An 18,391-nucleotide genomic window follows, 5' to 3' on the forward strand; every position below is an offset into this window, starting at 1 on the left:
TGCATTCATCCGGAGGTTCTTCCTTCCGGCTTTTCATTTCAGGTGGCCTCTTCCCAAAATGAAAGGGGGGAGGACGGGGCTTGCCACCTGAGCTTGGCCTGCATAATGCCGTTGTAGCATTGCCGTGGTGGGATATTCATGCTCTGGCTGGTAGCAGGCTCTTGGCTTTTCATTTATAAAAGTTCAAAAGATGTGCCGTCGATATTCGGGAAAAGCCTTATATTTGCACACCCCTGTTTTTACCGTTATCAGTTTAAAAACTTATCGAATAGATATGAGTAAGATTCTAATCATTGATGATGAAGTACAAATCCGTACTCTTCTGACGCGTATGATGGAGTTGGAGGGGTATGATGTCTGTCAGGCCGGTGATTGTAGGGCTGCCCTGAAACAACTGGAACTCCAAAATCCTGATGTTGCTTTGTGCGATGTATTTCTGCCCGATGGAAATGGGGTGGACTTGGTGTTGGCTATCAAGAAGGCGGCACCCAATGTGGAAGTCATTCTGCTGACAGCGCATGGCAATATCCCCGATGGAGTACAAGCCATCAAGAACGGTGCTTTCGACTATATCACCAAGGGAGACGATAATAACAAGATTATTCCTCTGATAAGCCGTGCCGTAGAGAAAGCGCGTATGAATGTACGGTTGGAAAAACTGGAGAAGAAGGTGGGGCAGACGTACTCTTTTGATTCTATCCTGGGAGAATCCAAAGTTCTGAAGGATGCCGTTTCATTAGCTCAGAAGGTGTCGGGAACTGATGTTCCTGTACTATTGACTGGGGAAACGGGCACGGGTAAGGAGGTATTTGCCCAAGCCATCCATTACAGTAGTAAGCGTGCACGGCAGAATTTTGTAGCGGTTAACTGTTCTTCGTTCAGCAAGGAGTTGCTGGAAAGTGAAATGTTCGGTCATAAAGCCGGTTCGTTTACCGGTGCATTGAAGGATAAGAAGGGACTGTTCGAGGAAGCGAACAATGGGACTATTTTTTTGGATGAAATCGGTGAGATGGCGTTTGAACTGCAAGCCAAGTTGTTGCGTATTCTTGAAACCGGTGAGTATATTAAGATAGGTGATACGAAACCTACCCGTGTCAATGTCCGCATCATTGCCGCTACGAACCGCAACTTGTCCCAGGAAATTGTTGTCGGACGTTTCCGTGAGGATTTGTTTTATAGATTAAGCGTATTTCAGATACATCTGCCGCCATTGCGCGAACGTGCAGGTGATATCCGGCTGTTGGCGAAGGCCTTTATAAAGAGTTTTGCTGAACAGCTGGCGCGTCCGATGGTTGAAATAGCTCCCGCATTTCTTGAAGCATTGGACTCCCAACCGTGGAAGGGAAATATCCGTGAATTACGTAATGTGATAGAACGTAGTATGATTGTTTGCGAGAGCGGACATCTGGACATTGCTGATTTGCCGTTTGATATTCAGAATGCCCATTATGAACACTCCAATGATTCAAGTCCCGGCAGTTTTGAACTTTCAGCTATGGAACACCGGCACATTGCCCGTGTACTGGAGTATACAAAGGGGAATAAGACAGAAGCAGCCCGGTTATTGAAAATAGGTTTGACGACGTTGTATCGGAAGATTGAGGAATACAAGATCTCAGAACGCCTTCTATAATAGGGGGCTCAGTATACGACTGAGGTACCTTCGATATAGGACTGTGGCAAAATTATTTTTGAAACAGTCTTAGAAGCAGAAAGTGCCTATGGACTAAAACATATCAAAACAGGTTGCACCTTTTCATTTTGAAAAGGTGCAACCTGTTTCTTTTTATACTTATGTAGTTCGTATTTTGTTGATAATTAATGATGTATGTCATGCGCGCTCTTTTTGGCACATATTTGGCATATTCCCGGCAGACAAAAATATGTAGTAACATTTTAAAAGGTAAAAACATGGGAATAACAGTATCATTTATTTTTTGCCTATTGAGCGGCTTGTTCGCCTTTTGGCTTTTCTGGAAATGTGTAGATTGGTTTGAGAAGATTTAAAAGAGAGAATTATGTACACTGCTTTATTTGTATTAGGTATTGTAATGTTCGGGTATCTGACTTATGTGCTGATAAGACCCGAAAAGTTTTAATGAATGGAGAGTGGAGAAATGAACACTGAAATTTTAGGTGTAGCCTTGCAGATTGTTCTGCTGATTGTGATATCCTACCCTCTGGGAAAGTATATTGCCAAGGTTTACAAAGGCGAAAAGACATGGTCGGATTTCATGAAGCCGGTCGAGAGATTGATTTATAAAGTGGCCGGAGTCAATCCGGAGGAAGAGATGAACTGGAAACAGTTCTTGAAAGCCCTGCTGATTTTGAATGCCTTTTGGTTTGTATGGGGCATGGTGCTACTCTGTACACAGCAGTGGTTGCCGTTAAATCCGGATGGAAACGCTAACCAGACACCGGATCTGGCATTCAATACATGTATCAGTTTTATGGTGAACTGTAATTTGCAGCATTATTCCGGTGAAAGCGGACTGACATATTTTACACAGTTGTTCGTTATTATGTTGTTCCAATTCATTACCGCCGCTACCGGTATGGCAGCTATGGCAGGTATCATGAAGGGTATGGCTGCTAAATCGACGAAGACTATCGGTAACTTCTGGAAGTTCTTGGTTTTGAGCTGTACACGTGTATTATTACCGCTTTCGTTGATTGTGGGCTTCATCCTCATTCTACAAGGTACTCCGATGGGATTTGATGGTAAGCTGGAAGTTCAGACGATGGAAGGACAAACCCAGTTGGTTTCACAAGGTCCTACGGCAGCGATTGTTCCTATCAAGCAATTGGGTACGAACGGTGGCGGTTACTTTGGATGTAACTCTTCACATCCGTTGGAAAATCCTACTTACCTGACGGACATTGCAGAATGCTGGTCTATCCTGATTATCCCTATGGCAATGGTCCTTGCACTTGGTTTTTACACCAGACGCAGAAAGATGGCCTACTCTATCTACGGCGTAATGCTTTTTGCTTTTCTTGTCGGTGTTTGCATCAACGTTTCGCAGGAGATGGGAGGTAATCCGCGCATTGATGAGATGGGAATTGCCCAAGACAATGGAGCAATGGAAGGTAAGGAAGTCCGTTTAGGGTCTGCTGCTACTGCTCTTTGGAGTATTGTGACTACAGTTACTTCCAATGGCTCTGTAAATGGTATGCATGATTCAACGATGCCTCTTTCCGGTATGATGGAAATGCTGAACATGCAGATTAATACGTGGTTTGGAGGTGTGGGTGTAGGTTTCATGAACTATTATACATTCATCATTATCGCCGTATTCATCAGTGGACTGATGGTGGGACGTACTCCGGAATTCCTCGGTAAGAAGGTAGAGGCGCGTGAAATGAAGATTGCTACCATTGTGGCACTGCTTCATCCGCTTATCATCTTGGGCGGTGTGGCACTTTCTTGCTTTTTGTTCGCTCATTATCCTGAATTTGTGGCAGGTGAAGGCGGCTGGTTGAATAATCCCAGTTTCCACGGACTGAGTGAGCAGCTTTATGAATATACTTCGGCTGCGGCCAATAATGGTTCTGGCTTCGAAGGATTGGGCGACAATACTTACTTCTGGAACTATACTACTGGCTGGACGCTGATTTTAGGACGTTTCTTGCCTATCGTAGGTCAGGTAGCCATTGCTGGTCTGTTGGCCGGAAAGAAATATGTTCCGGAGAGTGCCGGTACGCTGAAGACGGATACAGTAACTTTCGGTGTGATGACTTTTGCCGTTATCTTTATTGTGGCTGCCTTGTCATTCTTCCCGGCACATGCATTGAGTACGATTGCTGAACATTTCAGTTTGTAATAGTAGTTTGTAAAAAGTAATTTCATAGGTATGAAAGATAATAAATCAGCTTCTCTGTTTCAGAAGGAGCAAGTAATGGAAAGTTTGAAGCAATCATTCGTGAAGCTGAATCCACGGGTGATGATAAAGAATCCGATTATGTTTACGGTGGAAGTCGTAACGGTTGTCATGCTGATTGTCTGTTTCCTTTCATTAGGTACTTCGGAATATGGAGCGTTCGGATATAATTTCTTGGTATTCATCATCTTGTTTGTGACGTTGCTGTTTGCTAATTTTGCTGAAGCCATCGCTGAAGCGCGTGGTAAGGCCCAAGCTGACAGCTTGCGTAAAACCCGTGAAGAGACTCCGGCTAAAGTGCTGGTTGACGGTAAGATCCATACCGTTAGCAGTTCACGTTTGAAGAAAGGTGACTATTTTATTTGTGAAGCGGGAGATACGATTCCTGCCGACGGTGAGATTGTGGAAGGTTTGGCTTCCATTGATGAAAGTGCCATTACCGGTGAATCTGCTCCGGTAATCCGTGAGGCCGGTGGTGACAAGAGTTCCGTAACTGGTGGTACAAAAGTTCTTTCTGATAAAATCAAGGTATTGGTGACGCAGCAACCGGGTGAGAGCTTTCTTGACAAGATGATTGCTTTGGTAGAAGGCGCTACTCGCCAGAAGACTCCGAACGAGATAGCATTGACTATTCTTCTGGCCGGTTTCACCTTGGTATTCGTCATTGTATGTGTGACGTTGATTCCTATGGCCGACTATACGAATATCGACCATCCGGGAACTTATATCTCCATTGCAGCCATCATTTCTTTGTTTGTCTGCTTGATACCGACTACTATCGGCGGACTGCTTTCTGCCATCGGTATTGCGGGGATGGACCGTGCTTTGCGCGCTAATGTAATCACAAAATCCGGTAAGGCAGTAGAAACAGCCGGTGATATCGATACCTTGTTGCTTGACAAGACCGGTACCATTACAATCGGTAACCGTAAAGCCACCAAGTTTCATCCGGCTTCGGGTGTTGACGAGAATTTGTTCGTAGAGGCTTGCTTGTTGTCCTCACTTTCTGACGAGACTCCGGAGGGTAAGTCCATCATTGAACTGGGACGTGAAAACGGTCATCGTATGCGTGATTTGAATACTACCGGTGCTCATATGATTAAGTTTACAGCCGAAACAAAATGTTCGGGTGTGGATTTGCAGGATGGTACTCAGATACGTAAAGGTGCATTCGACGCTATTCGCAAGATTGTGGAAAATGCCGGAAACAAGTTCCCGAAAGAGATTGAAGAGGTGATTGCTGTAATTACCAGCAACGGTGGAACTCCGCTGGTGGTATGTGTCAATCAGAAGGTTACTGGGGTAATTGAGTTGCAGGATATTATCAAACCGGGTATTCAGGAACGTTTTGAGCGTCTTCGCAAGATGGGTGTGAAAACTGTGATGGTGACCGGTGACAACCCTTTGACAGCCAAATACATCGCAGAGAAAGCTGGAGTGGATGATTTCATTGCTGAAGCCAAGCCGGAAGACAAGATGGAATATATTAAAAAAGAACAGCAGGCCGGTAAGCTGGTGGCTATGATGGGTGACGGTACAAACGACGCTCCCGCCCTTGCACAAGCTAATGTGGGGGTGGCGATGAACAGCGGTACGCAGGCAGCCAAAGAAGCCGGTAATATGGTGGACCTTGACAACGACCCGACGAAGCTGATTGAAATTGTGGAGATTGGCAAACAGTTGTTGATGACACGCGGTACGTTGACTACCTTCTCCATTGCGAACGACGTTGCCAAGTACTTTGCCATTATCCCTGCTTTGTTTATGGTAGCCATCCCTCAGTTGGCTCCTCTGAACATTATGGGACTGCATAGCCCTGAAACGGCTATTCTCTCGGCTGTCATATTCAACGCTATCATCATTCCTATCTTGATTCCGTTGGCTTTGAAAGGTGTTCAGTATAAGCCGATCGGTGCCAGTGCGCTACTTCGTCGCAATCTGTTGATTTATGGTGTGGGTGGCGTCATTGCTCCGTTTGTCGGCATCAAACTGATAGATATGATAGTTAGTCTGTTTTTTTAAAACTTGGATAAAATGAAAACTCTTTGGAAATCATTTAAAATAACAATTGCATTTTGCATATTTTTCTCTCTGTTCTATATCCTTGTCTTGTGGATATTTGCACAGTTCGCCGGTCCCAACAAGGGAAATGCAGAGGTGGCAACCCTCAATGGTAAAGTGGTAGGTGCTGCCAATGTAGGCCAGATGTTTACGCAAGATATTTATTTCTGGGGACGCCCATCTGCGGGTGATTATACAGCCGATGCTTCAGGTGGTAGTAACAAAGGTCCTACGAACGATGAATACCTGGCAGAAGTGGAAGCCCGTATTGATACTTTTCTGGTACATCATCCTTATCTGAGCCGCAAGGATGTGCCTGCTGAAATGGTAACCGCCAGTGGTTCCGGTCTAGACCCACATATCACACCTGCTTGTGCTTATGTACAAGTGAAGCGTGTGGCTCAGGCACGTGGCATGAACGAGGCTGAAGTGAAAGCCATTGTAGACAAGAACATCAGCAAACCCTTTTTGGGGGTGTTTGGTACGGAAACTGTCAATGTGCTGGAACTGAACATTGCATTAGAAGAAGCCGATCAGAATAAATAATTTTTTAGTTGTGTTTGTCATGTGTTATGGGCAGGAGCGGAAGTATTTCTGTTCAGGCAGCGAAAGACTGTCATTTTACAGGGGGAGCCGAAACTTCCTTCCTGCCTTTCAACGATTGATTAGTAATGGTAAATAAATAGTTGGATATGAAAAGTTTAAAAATATCAATTCTAGTTTTTGCGAGTATGGTGGCTGCTTGTTTTATGGGAACCGGCAAAGTGCAAGCTCAGGAATTTACAATACAAGGTGATTTGGTCAGTTCTTATGTTTGGCGCGGCTTTTACCAGACGGGAGTAAGTTTTCAGCCTACTTTGGGTTTTGGGGTCGGTGATTTTTCTTTGACAGCATGGGGCTCTACCGATTTTGACGGAGCTTCTTCAGGAGAAGGGGCTGCGGCTAAGGAGATTGATTTGACCGCTGCCTATGTTTTTGGAGAATCAGGTCTGACTTTTTCTGTTGCCAGCTTGTGGTGGGGCGGACAAGGAGCAAGAAAGTATTTCAATTTTAAGAGCCACGAAACGGCGCATCACTTTGAAGCAGGATTAGCCTATACATTGCCGGTTGAAAAGTTTCCTTTGTCAATCGCTTGGTACACTATGTTTGCCGGAGCTGACAAAGATGACAAAGGCAGGCAGAATTATTCTTCGTATGTTGAACTCAACTATCCGTTCAGTGTCAAGTCTGTAGATTTGAACCTTACTTGCGGATTTCTGCCTTATGAAGCTGGGGTAGGAGTATATGGTGTTCCTAACAGTGGATTTGCTGTAACCAATGTGGCACTGAAAGGTATTACGGAAGTCAAGATTACTGACAGTTTCTCAATACCTGTATTTGCACAAGCCATTTGGAATCCTCGTATGGAAGATGCACATCTGGTATTCGGCGTTACTTTAAGGCCATGATTTATTTAGATATAACTTTAGAACTCATGAATTAGTGTTGGATGCCCGTGGCGGTCGTGATGATCGTTGCGGGTTATATGGTATATATAAAACAAGCAAGAAACAGAAGAAATGAGTAGGGAAGAAAGCGTACAACATTTTCTTGATTTGATTAAAAAGTCGCGGCGTGGCAAGTTCAAGGTCTACATCGGCATGATTGCCGGTGTAGGTAAATCTTATCGTATGCTTCAGGAAGCACACGAGTTACTTGACAACGGAGTAGATGTGAAGATAGGCTATATAGAGACACATGGGCGTGCCGGTACGGATGCCATGTTGGAAGGATTGCCCGTTGTTCCTCGTCGTAAGATATTCTATAAAGGGAAAGAACTGGAAGAAATGGATTTGGATGCCATTATCCAGATACACCCTGAGATAGTAGTGGTGGATGAACTGGCACATACCAATGTGGAAGGTAGTCGGAATGAGAAACGCTGGCAGGATGTGATGGATTTGCTTGATGAGGGTATCAATGTGATTTCCGCCGTTAACATCCAGCACATTGAGAGTGTCAATGAAGAAGTGCAGGGCATTTCGGGTATTGAGGTGAAGGAACGTATTCCCGATAGCGTTTTGCAAGAGGCAGATGAGGTGGTGAATATTGACTTGACTGCGGAAGAATTGATAGCCCGTTTGAAAGCTGGAAAAATTTACAAACCGGAAAAGGTCCCTACTGCCTTGAACAATTTCTTCAAAACGGAAAATATTCTCCAATTACGTGAACTGGCTTTGAAAGAGGTGGCTTTGCGGGTGGAAAAGAAAGTGGAGAATGAGGTGGTTACCAGTGTGGGAGTCCGTCATGAGAAGTTTCTGGCATGTATCAGCAGCAACGAGAAAACACCACGACGCATCATTCGTAAAGCTGCACGTCTGGCAACCCGCTACAATACTTCGTTTGTCGCCCTTTATGTACAGACTCCCAGAGAAAGTACTGACCGTATCGGTCTGGCAAATCAAAGGTATTTGTTGAACCACTTCAAATTGGTGACTGAACTGGGGGGGGAGGTTGTTCAGGTACAATCGTCGGATGTGTTGGGAAGCATTGTGGATACTTGTAGGGAGAAACAGATAACAACTGTCTGCATGGGAAGTCCGTCACTTTCTTTTCCGAAATCATTGTTTATGATATTGAAATACCGAAAATTTGTGCGTGATTTGGCACAAGTAAACATAGATTTGATTATACTTGCATAATATTAATTCTTAGGAACATTATGAATATTCGTACAAAATTGATACTCAGCGTAGGGGTGTTGGCTGGAATGATTATTTTGCTGGTTGCTCTTTCTGTGGTGAATCTACAGATACTGACGGCTACGGAGCCGGATAGTCCTGCTGCTGTACCGGGATTGCAACGTGCATTGCTCTGGATTTCTGTGATAGGTGGGGTGTGTATTTTTGCCAGTATCATATTATTGGTATGGCTTCCCCGTTCCATCAGCAAACCTATTCAAGAACTGACACGTGGGATTCTTGAAATAGCGAACCATAATTATGAGAAACGTCTGGATATGAGTGGACACGAAGAGTTTCGTGAAGTGGCTGATGGTTTTAATCGGATGGCGGAACGACTGACGGAGTATCGCGCCAGTACGCTGAACGACATACTTTCTGCTAAGAAATTTCTAGAAGCTATTGTGAATAGTATTGATGAACCTATTATTGGCTTGAACCGTAATAGGGAAATTCTCTTTATCAATAATGAGGCTTTAACTGTGCTGAATTTGAAACGGGAGGAAGTAATTCGCCGTTCGGCTGAGGAGCTTTCTTTGAAGAATGATTTGCTTCGCCGTTTAGTTCGTGAATTGGTAACTCCGGGTGAAAAGAAAGAACCGTTGAAAATTTATGCAGACAATAAGGAGAGTTATTTTAAAGCTTCTTACATTACCATTATAAATACAGAGGCTGATGATGACGAACCTCATAATCTTGGCGATGTGATTTTACTGAAAAATATTACAGAATTCAAAGAATTGGACAGTGCCAAGACTACTTTTATCTCGACTATTTCTCATGAACTGAAAACGCCTATATCCGCTATTCTGATGAGTCTGCAGTTGTTGGAGGACAAACGGGTAGGGGTGTTGAACGACGAACAGGAGCAATTGTCGAACAGCATCAAGGAAAATGCTGATCGCCTTCTTGGGATTACCGGGGAATTATTGAACATGACGCAGGTGGAAGCCGGTAAATTGCAGATGATGCCTAAGATAACGAAGCCCATTGAACTGATAGAGTATGCTATCAAGGCCAATCAGGTACAAGCTGATAAATTCGGCATTCAGATAGAAGTGGAGTATCCGGAAGAAAAAATGCCTAAATTGTTTGTCGACAGCGAAAAGATTGCTTGGGTGCTCACCAATTTATTGAGCAATGCTATCCGCTATTCCAAAGAGAACGGGAGGGTGGTTATCGGCGCTAGGCATGACGGGGACTTTGTAGAAATGTATGTGCAGGACTTTGGAAAAGGTATCGACCCGCGTTATCATCAGAGCATTTTTGACCGTTATTTCCGAGTGCCGGGCACTAAAGTGCAAGGTAGTGGTTTAGGTCTTTCCATTTCGAAAGACTTTGTGGAAGCTCATGGCGGTACATTGGCTGTCCAGAGTGAGCTGGGTAAGGGGAGTCGCTTCGTTATCCGGTTGAAAGCGTAACGTTTTCTATTTTTTACGGTACTGTTGCGGAGACATGCCGGTTTGTTTCTTGAAGAATGTTCCAAAATAAGAAGCATTGGGAAAATTGAAGAAGTCGGCGATTTCCTGGATGTTTTTCTGGGTGTTCTTGAGTAGTGAGATGCTTTTGCGGATGATGGATTTAAATATCAGTTCCTGCACCGTGAATCCGCAGACGGACTTGGATAGTGCAGAGAGGTATTTGGGTGATAAGCAGAGTTTGTCTGCATAAAACTCTACGCCGCGTTCTTCCGTGTAGTGTGCATCTATCAGCTGAATCAGCCGGATAAAGATTTCATGTTTGTGACCAACCGTTGTTTTTAGGTTCATCAGTTTACGGTTGTAAATGGAACAGATGCGGTATGTAAGTCCCAGTAGAAGCAGTCTTTGTTCGTAATCATTAAAGGTGTTGTTGTCTAAGTGCAGGGTATTGTCCAATAGGGACATGTATTTCAAAACTTCTTCTTCATCTCCGGTGTTCCATACGTAGCATGGTTCAGTCCGGAGCTGCATGTATAGGTACATGGCTGCCACTGAATTGCCTATGATGTCCCGTATCGGTTCTATCTGGTAAATGAATATGAATAGTTGCAGGTCTTCCGATTCGCTCAACACTTGGAAGAGAGAATCTTCCGGGATGAAAACTGTTTCGCCAGCTTGGGCCGAGAATGCTTTCATGTTAAGTGAAAAGGTGAAGTTGCCTTGGCGGCAGACAATCAGTCCTGCTCCATTAATCATAAAAGGTTTTTTCAGGGAGGCAGGAAAGGAGCAGAGCATACCTTCTGAACTACAAATGTTTTCTCCGTTTGACAATGCGCGGTCTAAGTGGGATAAACGTTCTTGTTGGGTATCCATAACAGACAAAATTACAGGTTATACTGAAAATTGTCTGCTAAGTTAGTAATTTTCGTTTAGGATACCGCACGACAAGCACAAATATCATGCAAAACAAGCAGGCGTAGAGTGTCCATCCTGCCATTTCCTTTACAGCAGAGAGGGTGGCCTGCACTTGGATGCGTCCTTTGGTGGATATGGCAGCCATGCTGATTGCTTCTTGTTTGCTCTTTCCCTGATATTGCATACCTTGTACGGTCTGGGTAAACGAGGTGGATGCTTCGGGGTGCAGCATGTCTACATTCTGTGCATAGCGGGTGACGTAGTGCTGTTGGCGTTCTTGCAGTACATTCGTATAGAGTGCGGCTCCGATGCTGGGAGCCAATACCATGCGTACGGTAAGCATGGTACATATCCAAGAAGAAAGATATTTGTAAGGCATGCGTTGGGTGGCGTAGGTTGGAATCAGCGAATAGAGGAACATCATACCGGTAGAACGGATGATGACCGGATACTTCATCCGTTCGTACAGTCCTGCACCTTGTACCTCGAAATACATGAACATGGCGGAAAGCCCCAATAGAAGGAAACCGGCGGCAAAGAGATATTTGAAGTGTACGCCTTTTACGCTGAGCCAGATAGTGGCTATACCGCCGATGAGGTAGCCCAGCATGGACCAGTTGCCCAGGGTGGCATTCTGGAAGTTGTCCAGTTTCATGCCTATGCCCGTGAATACATTGACAAACATGGCGCTGGAATTCAGTACCATTAACAGAAAATAGAATAGGAAACCCATACGGATGGTACGCAGTTTGAATACATCGAGCTGATAGTAAGGATTGCGCTGGGTAGACTCGATATAGAGAAATATGCCGCCAGCAATGATGGCGCAGACTGTGGCCCATTGTATGGTTGGGTCATCGTACCAGTCGAGCACTTTGCCATAAGTAAGCACGTAGGTAATGCAGGTCAGTGTGATGCAGAAGATGGAGGCATTGCCGAACTGCTTGAAGTTGATGGGGAAACGGCGGGTGGTATATTTATGATAAGGCATAGTAATGAAGGTGATGAGGATGCAAAGTAATAGTAGCCCCATCATAAAGTAGTGTATGTACTGCCATTCATATTCAAAAGCGAGCCAGGCGGTGAGCGAGGTTCCCAATTGCCCCAGTACCATGAAGAATAGGTAGATGGCGGGTTGTGCCGCACTCCGTTCGATGTCCAGCTTGTCCCAGCCTTCGTCAGTTGTGGGCTCGTTGCCGGGTGTAATTTTGTCGTACGCCTCGATATGCCCTGCATACTTTATGAGGGTGAAGAGGTTGACCATCATCAGCACCATTCGTAGGAATCCCATAAAGATGCTGCATAGTGCCAGCAGGAAAACGCTGTCTGTCTTGGCACAGATATAGCTGAAGATGTACATTAGGGAGAATCCTGCCAGGCACATCATTTTCTGCCGGCGTATGACTACCAGCCTATACAGAAAAGGGCAGAATGCTGCCATGCCAATGGAAGTGGCGAAGTTGGCAAACTGGATATGCTCGGAAATGATGCCGAGTTCGCTCATCATTTCGGTGCTTGCCACCGAGTAGGTACCGCCCACAGTCAGTATCGGCAAAAAGAATACGAATAGGATGATGATACCTACCGGTTTGGGTACCCAGTTGTAGAAAGGATAGTTCTTGGGGTATGAGGGCATGGGGATAAGGGTTAAGGGGTTAGGGATTAAGGGTTAAAGATTAAGGATTAGGGGGTAAGGATTAAGGAGTTGGTTGCCTTAATCCCTAACCTCTAATCCTTAATCCCTATTTTTTTGTTTTCGCTTTGACTATTACCATCATACCGGCGGCAAGGCTACTGTTGTCTTCTTTAGACAAATCGGTAAAGTCGATGCGGACTGGGATGCGTTGTTGTATCTTCACGAAGTTACCGGCAGAATTATCCGTGGGCACTAGGGAATACTTGGAACCAGTGGCTCCGGAGATGGCAGTGATTTTCCCTTTGAACTCTTTGCCGCTGATGGCATCAACGGTAATGGCTACTTCTTGTCCCAAGTGCAGATTCTCAATTTGGGTTTCCTTGTAGTTGGCTATAATCCACTTTTGTGTGTCAGGCAGAATGTAGGTGATGGTTTGTCCAGCAGTAATGAATTGTCCTTCTTCAAGAGTACGCCGTCCCAATTTCCCATCACAAGGAGCTACTACTACGGTGTAGGAGAGGTTCAGCCGTGCCATTTCGAGTGCGGCTGTTGCCCGTTGTATGGCAGCTTCTGTATTTTCACGGCGATGTGACACTTCGTTCACACCCGACAAGGCAGCTTTCTGTTGCCGTTTCACAGCTTCCAACTTCTTGTGGGTAGCTGCATATTCGGTTTCTATCTGTTCCAATTGAATGGGGGTGGCAGCGTTTCTCTTCACCAAGTTCTGGTATCGCTGGCGGTCTTTCTCCAGCTTGGTAAGGCGGATTTCTATCTCTGCTATGGAGGCGTCGTAGACAGAGGCTGTAGTTTGCGTGGTTTGTAGTGTAGCACCAATGACTGTGGCGCCGGCTTGTGCATCCTTGAGTGCAGCTTCAGCTTCCATGACTCTGATTTTATATTCCCGGTCGTCCAATATAAGTAAGGTATCTCCTTTGTGTACTTCTTGGTGTTCTGTGAAACAAATTTTCTTGATATATCCTGATGCGCGCAGATTGACGGGAGATATGTATTGTTCAATCTGTGCATCATTACTGGTTTCCGTCCGTTTGTAGTTCAAAAAGAGGCAGGTCACTTGAATTATTCCCCAGATAAGGATAGCTATTCCTAATAGGCTGACAACGATTTGCCAACGGCGAAGCTTCTTCAATTTCCGTGCTTTCTCTTGATGGGTACTTGCGGTGTTATTGTTCTCTTTTGTTTCCATATCTTCTATATTATATTGTTTATTCATTATTATATATATCCGTCCTTGAATACGGACTCTATTCATCTTCCTCTTTAAGGAATTGAGGGGCTCAACGTCTCCAGCTGTCCCGTCAGCTTCAGCAAAGTCAGATTGGTTATCCGGTAATTGTAGTGGGCACTGATATAGTTGTTTTGGGCTTCGCTCATCCGCATTTCGTCCTGCAATACTTCGGTCATTGAAGCGATTCCTTCCCGATAACGGTCCATAGTAACGGTATATACATCTTCAGCAAGTAGATAATTGTCTTTCTGCTTCTTAAAGTTACGCTGACTGTTCATCAGGTCATTGGTAGCATTTAGATATTGTGTCTGAAGATTCTTTCTGGTATTCTCTTGGGCGAGCTTGATGTTCTCTATGTCGATGGTTGCCTTACGCATCTTGTAGCGTTTGTCCAGTCCGTCGAAAATGGGAATGCGCAAGGAGAGTCCCACTCCATAGGAGCGATACCAATGGTTGGAAGGGCCGGAATGGAACCAATGGTAAGCTTTGTCCGTATAGGCAGAGAACATCCAGCTTCCCGTCAAGCTCAAGGAGGGGATGTAACCGTTGCTGATTATTGTTTTCTGCTGTTCAGCAAGTTGTTTTTGTGATTGCAACAGCTGGAGTTCATATAGTGTTTCGGACAGCCCGGTGAGTGCTGCGGGCGTAATCGTTTCTGTATTCACTGGTACCAGTGCTATTCTTTCTTCCGCCGGATAGTCGATAATGTATTTAAGTAGATTCAGCTGCTGTTCCATCATGGCTTGTGCGTTGTCGTGCTGCACCTTGAGGTTCTCCAAGTTGATGTTGACGCGTTTCACATCTACTTCCATAGCCATGCCGTTGTCATAGAAGGCTTGAGTGATATCTCTCAACTCTTCCAGGCGAGTGATGTTGGCTTTTATCAAAATAATCTGTTCAGCTGTAACCTGTCCTAAATAGTACATTTGACTAATTTGGAGGATGAGGTCTTCTCTTGCCTTTCCATAAGAAAGGCGATTCATCTCATCCATGGTTTTGGCTATGGATAGAGTGGTGTAGAGTGTCTGGTTATAAAGTGGTATCTGCAGCTGTAATCCGAAGTTGGCGTTGTATTGCAAAGTTTGGGTTACATTGTAGGGATTGCCATACGCTGAACCATCGGTAACGGAGACGGGTGGATCGATATTGTCGTTATAGTTGGCAAAACCATTGATTTGGGGTAGCAGTTTGGCTCGATTCTCAGAGATGCCGTATTTCCCTTTTTGTATTTCCTTCCGTTTGCTTTGCAAGGACAAGTTGTTTTCGATACCTATTTTGAGGCAGTCCTCCAAGGTTAGGGTATTTTGTGCTCTTGTACCTAGTGCAAGCAGACACAGAAAGGAAAATGTGAACAGTTGTCTTTTCATAATAGTCACTTGATATTTGCACACAAAGTTAGTGGCTTAAAATGCAAGAGGACTATCCATATATCAACTGTTTGTATTCATATTTTCCTTTTTACTATAATTTGAAAACAAACCATAGTAAAAAATGAGTATTAAAAACAAAAAAGACCGCCAAGAGTGGAAGCCTCCTAACAGTCTAAATCTTCTTTGTAGCGGGACCCGGGATTGAACCGGGGACCTCATGATTATGAAACCGGGCTGTACCGATGTCTTCCTATTTCTTTGCGTTTCACGCTCTTACTTAAATGGCTCTTTTTCAAGGGCAAATATAATATTTCTTTTTCATCCGTAATCACGTTATTTCTTCTGTTTTCCGGTGATTTGTGCAATTTTCGTGCAAATGGTCGTTTTTAGCCCCAATTTCATATCAGATACCTAACACTATATTCGCATCAATATTGAGTTTCCGGCTTATTTCACGAGCTACTTTAAGGGTAGGCTCGCAACGCCCCGTAAGATAGTCGCTGACACGTGAAGGACTTACTTCAAGAAGTTCTGAAAGTTTCACCTGATTCAATCCCATTTCATACATACGAAGTTTTATCACATCCACTAAAGAAGGTGATTTTATCGGATAGTGTTCATCTTCATAATCCGCAACAAGTTCTGACAACAAATCCAATTCTATCAGATTCTTGTCATTCAAAGGCGTATTGTCATCAACCAATGGCAGAAGTTCTTCTATTCTCTCCATTGCTGCCTTATAAGCAGTTTCATTTTGAATCTTTGCCATACGTCTATATATTTTTAGCGTCAATTACATCATATTCGGCATGAGTACCGATAAAGCGAATCAAGATTTTGCTTCTCGCTATTATTCTCATGCTCTTTGTTGTTTATGCAAAAGTAATCTCTTTATTATTGAAATACAAAACATTCTACTGAATTTCAGAATATATATATTCGATGTTACCTTAAAATATTTCCAAAACAATACTGCAAACGTTATTAAAAAATGCCTGTAAATACCTTTTGAAAGCCCCGTTTAACTTATAATTCCCAAAATTGGAGGATATATTACCGGTAAACAATTCCGTTTACAAGTAATTCAAACATCATGATTAAAATCATTAAAAACGGCGTTGTTGTGTCGGTTGTACTCGACACTCGCACCATTAATAAAGAAGGTACTTATCCGGTAAAAATCAAAGTGTATTATCAGGGCAAACCAAAGTATTATTCAGTCGGTATCTGCTTGACTTCAAAAGAAGAACTTGAAGAAGCGCTTGAAGGCAAGTCCAAAGAGTGCAGAGATATTCAGGAAGAAATCGGGAAGGAACTCAGCCGTATTCTAAAGAATGTGGAATATCTGGCCGAACGCGGAACTTTCTCTTTTGACCGTCTGAATACAAGACTTGGAAAAAACATCGGCGGTACTATCAATGAAATGCTTGAAGCCAAGATAAAAGAACTGGATGAAAACAACAAGTTTGGTTCCAAGACTTTTTATCAAAGTACGCTCTCGCTGATTAAGCGGTATAAAAGGAATAATGTACCAATTCGGGATATTACAGTTGAGTGGCTGCGTGATTTTGAGAAATTCTGCCTGAAAACAGTAAGTCAGACAACTTTGGCTATCAACATGAGAAATATTCGTGCTATCATGAATATTGCCAAATCTGCCGGAGTGATTAGAGAGGCTGATTATCCTTTCGGAAGAGGCAAATACCAGATAAAGGAAGGTGTAGGCAAGAAAAAAGCACTCAACAAGAAACAACTCAAAGCTATCGCCAATTATTCGGACGGTAACAAGTTCACTGAGTTTTATCGTGACTTATGGCTATTCATCTATTTCTGTAACGGTATCAACGTTGCCGATTTGATAAACCTAAAATTCTCTGACATTCAAAACGGAGAAATTTCGTTTATTCGTGAAAAGACCAAAGACAGAACTCGTGATACAAAACGGATTTATGCACCGATAACTCCTGAAATGCAGTCTATTATTGAAAAGTGGGGGAACAATCCGAGAAAGAGTATTTATATATTTCCTTTTATGAAAGCCGGTGATGATGCTTGGGAACATGAGAAGAAAAAGAAGAATCTCACCAAACATATAAATGACAGAATGAAAGTCATCGGTGAAAAGCTGAACATAGGCAAGATTACAACATACGTTGCACGCCATACTTATGCTACCGTATTGAGAAACGAGGGTGTTCCGGTGTCTATAATATCACCTATGTTGGGTCATACAAGTATAACCACTACTGAGATATATCTTGCCGATTTGGAGTCTGAAAACAGAGCCAGAAATGCGAGTTTATTGAGCTTTTAAGGCTTGTATATAGGCTATATTGGGGCAGCTTCAATATTCTGCCCGATTCTCTTACTTGGTGGGGAATCGGGCTTTCTTTATGCAAAATTACCGGTGCGAGAGCTTAATTCTGGTTAAGAATATAGTTAAAATACCTTTTTCTTTTATATTCCGACAAAAAAGAGGATATATGTAATGTCCGATGATTCATGTATTCGGAGTATTACTAAATTCAAAAATAAATAAAGTTATGGCACGAAAGAAAAAAGTAGAAGAACAACAACCGGTGACTGCCGAAGTTGTAGAGACTAAAAAGAAATCTTCAAAGAAAGCACCAAAGACTAAAATGTCTGCTCAAAAAGAAAGCATACAGGAAACCGGTGTTCAAGAGCCGATTGTCAAAGAAGAAAATACGAAAGATTCTTTTAAAGACAAAGATTATACAATCGATGAGCTTATAGATATGTTAGGGCCGGATATTGATTGTGAGGATGATACAGAGTTTTCATTAACGGAAGATACTTCTTCACAAGAACAGAAATACACAATGGAGGATATGCTTGCTGTATTGGACGAGTCAATCGATAATGACGATGAAGAATGTGTTTCAGATGAAATACTTGATAAATTCGACAAGGCACTCGAAGAAAAAGGTTTGGGCGATGATTATTTTCAGAAGAAAGAAGAACGGCTTAAAGAAATGAAGCTGGAGCATGAACTTCACGAATTCGCCATTGATGAAATGCTGAATGAATAAGAATATCTAATTTTGTAACCTGCAACAGTCTCTTTATCCTTAATTCCGCAACACTATTATAAAATATTTTTTTTAAGTACCTGAGCAACAA

Annotated in this window: 15 protein-coding genes; 9 read left to right on the top strand and 6 right to left on the bottom strand. The window is 43.4% G+C overall.

Annotation, left to right across the window (positions count from 1 at the left end):
• Positions 1–38 precede the first annotated feature (38 nt).
• On the bottom strand, positions 39–173 hold the full coding sequence (locus tag DWY57_RS21520) for a hypothetical protein (protein WP_279387023.1): 135 nt from the start codon (positions 171–173) through the stop codon (positions 39–41).
• A 101-nt stretch (positions 174–274) separates the two neighbouring features.
• Here DWY57_RS21520 and DWY57_RS05540 point away from each other — a divergent pair, with 101 nt between their 5' ends.
• The 7 genes from DWY57_RS05540 (at position 275) to DWY57_RS05575 (ending at position 10,083) form a co-directional block, all read left to right on the top strand.
• A complete protein-coding gene (locus DWY57_RS05540; protein WP_119961439.1) occupies positions 275–1,633 on the top strand; it encodes a sigma-54 dependent transcriptional regulator in 1,359 nt (452 codons plus the stop codon).
• A gap of 484 nt (positions 1,634–2,117) precedes the next feature.
• Complete coding sequence (gene kdpA, locus DWY57_RS05550) at positions 2,118–3,824, top strand: potassium-transporting ATPase subunit KdpA (protein WP_119961456.1); 1,707 nt, start codon at positions 2,118–2,120, stop codon at positions 3,822–3,824.
• A 30-nt stretch (positions 3,825–3,854) separates the two neighbouring features.
• The gene (gene kdpB, locus DWY57_RS05555; protein WP_119961440.1) at positions 3,855–5,903 is read left to right on the top strand and encodes a potassium-transporting ATPase subunit KdpB; all 2,049 of its coding nucleotides are present in this window, start codon (positions 3,855–3,857) and stop codon (positions 5,901–5,903) included.
• Positions 5,904–5,915: 12 nt separating this feature from the next.
• Positions 5,916–6,488 carry a K(+)-transporting ATPase subunit C gene (locus DWY57_RS05560; protein WP_005824709.1) on the top strand — a complete coding sequence of 191 codons (573 nt, stop codon included), beginning with the start codon at positions 5,916–5,918 and terminating at the stop codon, positions 6,486–6,488.
• A gap of 146 nt (positions 6,489–6,634) precedes the next feature.
• Entirely contained in the window at positions 6,635–7,390 is a 756-nt protein-coding gene (locus DWY57_RS05565) for a hypothetical protein (RefSeq protein ID WP_119961441.1), read from the top strand.
• A 111-nt stretch (positions 7,391–7,501) separates the two neighbouring features.
• On the top strand, positions 7,502–8,623 hold the full coding sequence (locus tag DWY57_RS05570) for a sensor protein KdpD (protein ID WP_119961442.1): 1,122 nt from the start codon (positions 7,502–7,504) through the stop codon (positions 8,621–8,623).
• Positions 8,624–8,643: 20 nt separating this feature from the next.
• Positions 8,644–10,083 carry an ATP-binding protein gene (locus DWY57_RS05575; protein ID WP_117601302.1) on the top strand — a complete coding sequence of 480 codons (1,440 nt, stop codon included), beginning with the start codon at positions 8,644–8,646 and terminating at the stop codon, positions 10,081–10,083.
• A 6-nt stretch (positions 10,084–10,089) separates the two neighbouring features.
• On the opposite strand, the gene DWY57_RS05580 is transcribed toward DWY57_RS05575, so the two are convergent.
• The 5 genes from DWY57_RS05580 to DWY57_RS05600 all read right to left on the bottom strand — a co-directional run bounded on the left by DWY57_RS05580 (position 10,090) and on the right by DWY57_RS05600 (position 16,019).
• Positions 10,090–10,956 (bottom strand): AraC family transcriptional regulator, encoded by an 867-nt coding sequence (locus DWY57_RS05580; RefSeq protein ID WP_119961443.1) that lies wholly within the window; start codon positions 10,954–10,956, stop codon positions 10,090–10,092.
• A gap of 37 nt (positions 10,957–10,993) precedes the next feature.
• The gene (locus DWY57_RS05585; protein WP_117601301.1) at positions 10,994–12,634 is read right to left on the bottom strand and encodes an MFS transporter; all 1,641 of its coding nucleotides are present in this window, start codon (positions 12,632–12,634) and stop codon (positions 10,994–10,996) included.
• 106 nt (positions 12,635–12,740) lie between these two features.
• On the bottom strand, positions 12,741–13,838 hold the full coding sequence (locus DWY57_RS05590; protein WP_035449880.1) for an HlyD family secretion protein: 1,098 nt from the start codon (positions 13,836–13,838) through the stop codon (positions 12,741–12,743).
• 74 nt (positions 13,839–13,912) lie between these two features.
• The gene (locus DWY57_RS05595) at positions 13,913–15,247 is read right to left on the bottom strand and encodes a TolC family protein (RefSeq protein WP_119961444.1); all 1,335 of its coding nucleotides are present in this window, start codon (positions 15,245–15,247) and stop codon (positions 13,913–13,915) included.
• Positions 15,248–15,653: 406 nt separating this feature from the next.
• The gene (locus DWY57_RS05600) at positions 15,654–16,019 is read right to left on the bottom strand and encodes a helix-turn-helix domain-containing protein (RefSeq protein ID WP_117966645.1); all 366 of its coding nucleotides are present in this window, start codon (positions 16,017–16,019) and stop codon (positions 15,654–15,656) included.
• A gap of 324 nt (positions 16,020–16,343) precedes the next feature.
• Between DWY57_RS05600 and DWY57_RS05610 the strand changes: the two genes are divergently transcribed.
• Together DWY57_RS05610 and DWY57_RS05615 are read left to right on the top strand one after the other, a co-directional pair.
• Positions 16,344–17,564 (top strand): site-specific integrase, encoded by a 1,221-nt coding sequence (locus tag DWY57_RS05610; RefSeq protein ID WP_119961445.1) that lies wholly within the window; start codon positions 16,344–16,346, stop codon positions 17,562–17,564.
• Between the two features lie 229 nt (positions 17,565–17,793).
• A complete protein-coding gene (locus DWY57_RS05615; RefSeq protein WP_119961446.1) occupies positions 17,794–18,300 on the top strand; it encodes a hypothetical protein in 507 nt (168 codons plus the stop codon).
• The last annotated feature ends 91 nt before the right edge of the window (positions 18,301–18,391 follow it).

Origin of the sequence: Bacteroides sp. AF25-5LB (genome assembly GCF_003602965.1) — a bacterium.
Classification (GTDB): Bacteria; Bacteroidota; Bacteroidia; order Bacteroidales; family Bacteroidaceae; genus Bacteroides; species Bacteroides uniformis.

Excerpts from the sequence above, each read along its gene's own strand:
- DWY57_RS21520 (WP_279387023.1), bottom strand. The coding sequence starts at position 173 with ATGAAAAGCCAAGAGCCTGCTACCAGCCAGAGCATGAATATCCCACCA.
- DWY57_RS05540 (WP_119961439.1), top strand. The coding sequence starts at position 275 with ATGAGTAAGATTCTAATCATTGATGATGAAGTACAAATCCGTACTCTT.
- kdpA (WP_119961456.1), top strand. The coding sequence starts at position 2,118 with ATGAACACTGAAATTTTAGGTGTAGCCTTGCAGATTGTTCTGCTGATT.
- kdpB (WP_119961440.1), top strand. The coding sequence starts at position 3,855 with ATGAAAGATAATAAATCAGCTTCTCTGTTTCAGAAGGAGCAAGTAATG.
- DWY57_RS05560 (WP_005824709.1), top strand. The coding sequence starts at position 5,916 with ATGAAAACTCTTTGGAAATCATTTAAAATAACAATTGCATTTTGCATA.
- DWY57_RS05565 (WP_119961441.1), top strand. The coding sequence starts at position 6,635 with ATGAAAAGTTTAAAAATATCAATTCTAGTTTTTGCGAGTATGGTGGCT.
- DWY57_RS05570 (WP_119961442.1), top strand. The coding sequence starts at position 7,502 with ATGAGTAGGGAAGAAAGCGTACAACATTTTCTTGATTTGATTAAAAAG.
- DWY57_RS05575 (WP_117601302.1), top strand. The coding sequence starts at position 8,644 with ATGAATATTCGTACAAAATTGATACTCAGCGTAGGGGTGTTGGCTGGA.
- DWY57_RS05580 (WP_119961443.1), bottom strand. The coding sequence starts at position 10,956 with ATGGATACCCAACAAGAACGTTTATCCCACTTAGACCGCGCATTGTCA.
- DWY57_RS05585 (WP_117601301.1), bottom strand. The coding sequence starts at position 12,634 with ATGCCCTCATACCCCAAGAACTATCCTTTCTACAACTGGGTACCCAAA.
- DWY57_RS05590 (WP_035449880.1), bottom strand. The coding sequence starts at position 13,838 with ATGGAAACAAAAGAGAACAATAACACCGCAAGTACCCATCAAGAGAAA.
- DWY57_RS05595 (WP_119961444.1), bottom strand. The coding sequence starts at position 15,247 with ATGAAAAGACAACTGTTCACATTTTCCTTTCTGTGTCTGCTTGCACTA.
- DWY57_RS05600 (WP_117966645.1), bottom strand. The coding sequence starts at position 16,019 with ATGGCAAAGATTCAAAATGAAACTGCTTATAAGGCAGCAATGGAGAGA.
- DWY57_RS05610 (WP_119961445.1), top strand. The coding sequence starts at position 16,344 with ATGATTAAAATCATTAAAAACGGCGTTGTTGTGTCGGTTGTACTCGAC.
- DWY57_RS05615 (WP_119961446.1), top strand. The coding sequence starts at position 17,794 with ATGGCACGAAAGAAAAAAGTAGAAGAACAACAACCGGTGACTGCCGAA.